Here is a 3557-nt window from a genome sequence, read left to right as displayed (position 1 = left end):
CTCTTCGGGGCTCCGCCCCGGACCCCGTTCGGGGGCCAGCCCCCGGACCCCCGCTCCTCAAACGCCGGAGGGGCTGATTGTCACCCCGTCCGGCGTTGTGAGTCAGGCCGGCCCCTGCTCGGCCTCCCGTTGCAGGAAGCTGCTGACCTGGCAGGCCAGGCCCTCTCCGGTCCCGTCCAGGGCGGAGTCACGGCCGAGAACGTCCCCATGCGCTCCGATACCGCCCGCCCACAGATAGCGGTCGGCCCATTCCTCGTCCGTCCTCAGCTGGATCTGGATGTCCACACGTGCGAGGGAGGAATCGGCGGCCGCGGCATAGACGACGGCCGTGGCTCGCCGCAGGGGATAAAGATCGAAGCCTTCGATGAATTGCGAATTGCGCCAGTCGAGGAATGCGCTCTCGCCCTCGGGCCCGGTCCGCACGTCGAACTGTCCGTCCTCCACATGGATGCCGAAGGGCGTGCCGGCGCGGTTCTCCACCGTCACCCGGAACCGGAAATAGACGAGTCCTTCGGCGGCGTCGTCACGCCCCCGCGGAGGCTCCGCCTGCTCCACACCGTGGACGCGTACCCGCAGGCCCGCGTGCCCACCGTCGCACTCCTGCCAGTCCCCGATCACATTGGGCACGCGCACTCTCCACCTCCCGACCTCAGCGAAACGCTTCTTATCCACGCGCCGGACACACTGTCAAATGAGCCAGAGATCCCTTTGCCCGGGCAATTCCGCCGAGTGATCAGCGATCAAGCCGTGCCCAGCCACGATTCACGGCGCCAGGACTCCGGCCCCGCTTCCCCACGTGCCACACATCACACTCCGGAAGTAACCCCGGCAGCACCACGGCACTCCGTGCGCACACTGTTCCTGCGTGATCAGGTACGGAGAAACCGGTTGCTGGCAGACTGCACCGCATGGCTTCCATCGCTCCCGCACGCGCCCTGCTCCTGCTCACCACGGGACTGATCTGCCTCATGACCGCCACCGGGGCGATCGTCGGCGCCCTCCTCGGCGGCGCGTTTCTCGCGCTGATCGCGGCGACGAGCGCGGGGGCGGCCGGTCTCGTCGGCTCGGTCCTCGTCCGGAGGCGGGCGCTCACCGGTTTCGCCCTGGCGCAGCGGGAGGCCGGACTGCGGGGATACGGGGAGGGGATCGCGCACGGGGTGCTGTTGCACATCAGCGTGTACGAGGCCGCCGTCTTCCCCCGGTCCGGACCTGTGGGCGTCACCCCTGAGGAGCGCCTCGCGCGGCGCACGATCGCCTACCGCATGGCGGCGCTGGAGGAGGTGCCCCGCAGGGTCAGGGAGGCCGCGGCCGACGCGCTCGCCGCGCTCGACGAGGCCGACCGCACACGCTCGGAGGAGACACTGGCCCAGCTCGCCGGCGTCGTGCGCCAGGAGTACGCCCGGCCCTGACCGTCGGCTCCTTGCCCATTCGCCCCACGGGCGGGAACCACATGCGCTACGTTTCGATCACTGCCAGTTCATCACCGGCGACACGCAGGAACGACACATGAAGGGCGCATGCAGACCATCCGGACCGCCGCCCCACCGGTCGCGCCCCTTCTGACGGGAGGGCTCGCCGACAGTCTCTTCGAGACAGCGAGCCGTGATCCCGGCCTCCCGCTGATCGCGCGCCGTCCCGACGGGGCCACCGACACATGGACCCAGGTCAGCGCGGGCGAGTTACGGGACGAAGTGACCGGTCTGGCCAAGGGGTTCGTCGCGAGCGGGATACAGCCGGGCAACCGGGTGGCCATCATGGCGCGCACCCGGTATGAGTGGACCGCGCTCAGCCTCGCCCTGTGGTCGGTGGGCGCCGAGGTCGTACCGATCTATCCGACGTCGTCGCGCGAGCAGGTGCGATGGATCCTCAGTGACGCGGACTGTGCCGGGGTCGTGGTCGAGGACGGGCAGGGGGCGATGACGGTCGGCTCGGTGTGCGCCGGGCTGCCCCGGCTGCGGCACGTCTGGCAGCTGGACGACGGAGGGCTGGAGCAGCTGGCCGAGCAGGGCTCGTCGGTGCCGGAGGCGACCGTCGACTCGTTGCGCCGGATCGTTCTGCCGGACTCGACCGCGGTCATCGCCTACACGTCCGGTACGAGCGGGCGTCCCCGGGGGTGCGCCCTGTCGCACCACGGTCTGGCGAGCCCCTGCGACACGCTGCTGGCCGGCTGGGCGCACACCACCGCGCCCGAGGGTGTCCAGCCTGCGGTTCTCGTCTTCCTGCCCTTCTCCCATGTGTACGGCCTGATGATCCAGGGCCTGTGTCTGCGGGGCGGGATGCTGATGGCGCACGAACCCGAACTGCGGGAGGAGATTCTCGGCGACGATTTCCTGTCGTTCCGGCCGACGTTTCTCTACGGTGTCCCGTCCGTCTTCGAGAAGATCTACAAGAACTTCCTGATCCGCGCCCAGGAGGCGGGCCAGGGCGCTCTGTTCGAGCGTGCGGTGCGTACGGCTCGGGAGTACGCCCTGGCGGTCGAGCGGCACCGCCTGGAGCGGGGTCACGGCCCGGGAGTGGATCTGCGGCTGCGGCACGCCTTCTTCGAGAAGGCCGTGTACCGGAAACTGCGGGCCTCGCTGGGTGGCCGGGTGTGCGGGGCAGTGTCCGGCGGTTCTCCGCTGCATCGTGACCTCGCCCTTTTCTATGCGGGAATCGGAATTCTCGTCCACGACGGGTATGGGCTCACGGAGACCGGTGGCGGCATCACGGCACAGCCCGTGGGGCGGGAGAAGTCCGGCACCGTGGGGCGTCCGCTGCCGGGTGTGGACGTACGGGTCGCGGACGACGGGGAGATCCTGGTGCGCGGTCCGTCGGTGTTCCAGGGGTACGTCAACGACGAGCTCGGCACGCGGACGGCTCTGCGCGACGGCTGGCTGGCCACCGGCGACATCGGGCGGCTCGACACCGAGGGCTATCTGTGGATCACGGGCCGCAGGAAAGAAATCTTCGTCACCAACGGCGGGAAGATCGTCGCCCCGGCAGCGCTCGAGGAACTCCTGCGAGTGCATCCGCTGATCCAGCAGGCGGTGGTCGTCGGCGACAACCGGCCCTGCGTCGGGGCTCTGATCACGCTCGACCCCGACTTCGTGCGGCACTGGCGCCGGGGCCGGTTCGACCAGGGTGACGCGTCAGACCTGAGTGCGCGGGAGGAGAACGCCCTACGGGAGGAGGTGCAGCGCGCCATCACGGCGGCCAACAGCAGGGTGTCACGCCCGGAGTCGATCCGGGTGTTCCGCATCCTGCCGGAGCCGTTCACCGTGGCGGGCGGACTGCTGACCCCGTCGATGAAGCTGCGCAGGGACGCCATCGCGCAGCGGTACGAGGTCGAGATCGACGCCATGTACCAGTCGGCGCGCGCCGTCCGCAGGGGCCTGCCCGCGGTGGACACATCGATGAGCTGGGACGACACGGACGACGTGTTCCGCCGCGTGCGGTGACGCTGCCGGGGCGCTACCGGAGAGGCGGCCGGCGTTGTTCTCGCGGCTGCGGAATGTGTCCGGATGCGCCGACGGGCCACGGTGGCGCATTCTTGCTGTGTGGGTGGGCCTGTGTGGGTG

3 protein-coding genes are annotated in these 3557 nt (G+C 69.9%); 2 read left to right on the top strand and 1 reads right to left on the bottom strand.

Features of this window, described 5'->3' with window-relative positions:
• Positions 1-102: 102 nt before the first annotated feature.
• The gene (locus FPZ41_RS45620) at positions 103-633 is read right to left on the bottom strand and encodes a hypothetical protein (protein ID WP_322621568.1); all 531 of its coding nucleotides are present in this window, start codon (positions 631-633) and stop codon (positions 103-105) included.
• A gap of 275 nt (positions 634-908) precedes the next feature.
• On the opposite strand from FPZ41_RS45620, the gene FPZ41_RS45615 reads away from it, so the two are divergent.
• Both FPZ41_RS45615 and FPZ41_RS45610 read left to right on the top strand, forming a co-directional pair.
• Entirely contained in the window at positions 909-1409 is a 501-nt protein-coding gene (locus FPZ41_RS45615; protein ID WP_131567805.1) for a hypothetical protein, read from the top strand.
• Positions 1410-1517: 108 nt separating this feature from the next.
• A complete protein-coding gene (locus tag FPZ41_RS45610) occupies positions 1518-3437 on the top strand; it encodes an AMP-dependent synthetase/ligase (protein ID WP_152870698.1) in 1920 nt (639 codons plus the stop codon).
• Positions 3438-3557 lie beyond the last annotated feature (120 nt).

It is taken from the genome of Streptomyces acidicola, assembly GCF_009377235.1.
GTDB classification, from domain to species: domain Bacteria; phylum Actinomycetota; class Actinomycetes; order Streptomycetales; family Streptomycetaceae; genus Streptomyces; species Streptomyces acidicola.
This window is presented reverse-complemented; position numbering and strand designations above follow the sequence as displayed.

Coding starts and splice junctions, on each gene's coding strand:
- FPZ41_RS45615 (WP_131567805.1), top strand. CDS start 909: ATGGCTTCCATCGCTCCCGCACGCGCCCTGCTCCTGCTCACCACGGGA.
- FPZ41_RS45610 (WP_152870698.1), top strand. CDS start 1,518: ATGCAGACCATCCGGACCGCCGCCCCACCGGTCGCGCCCCTTCTGACG.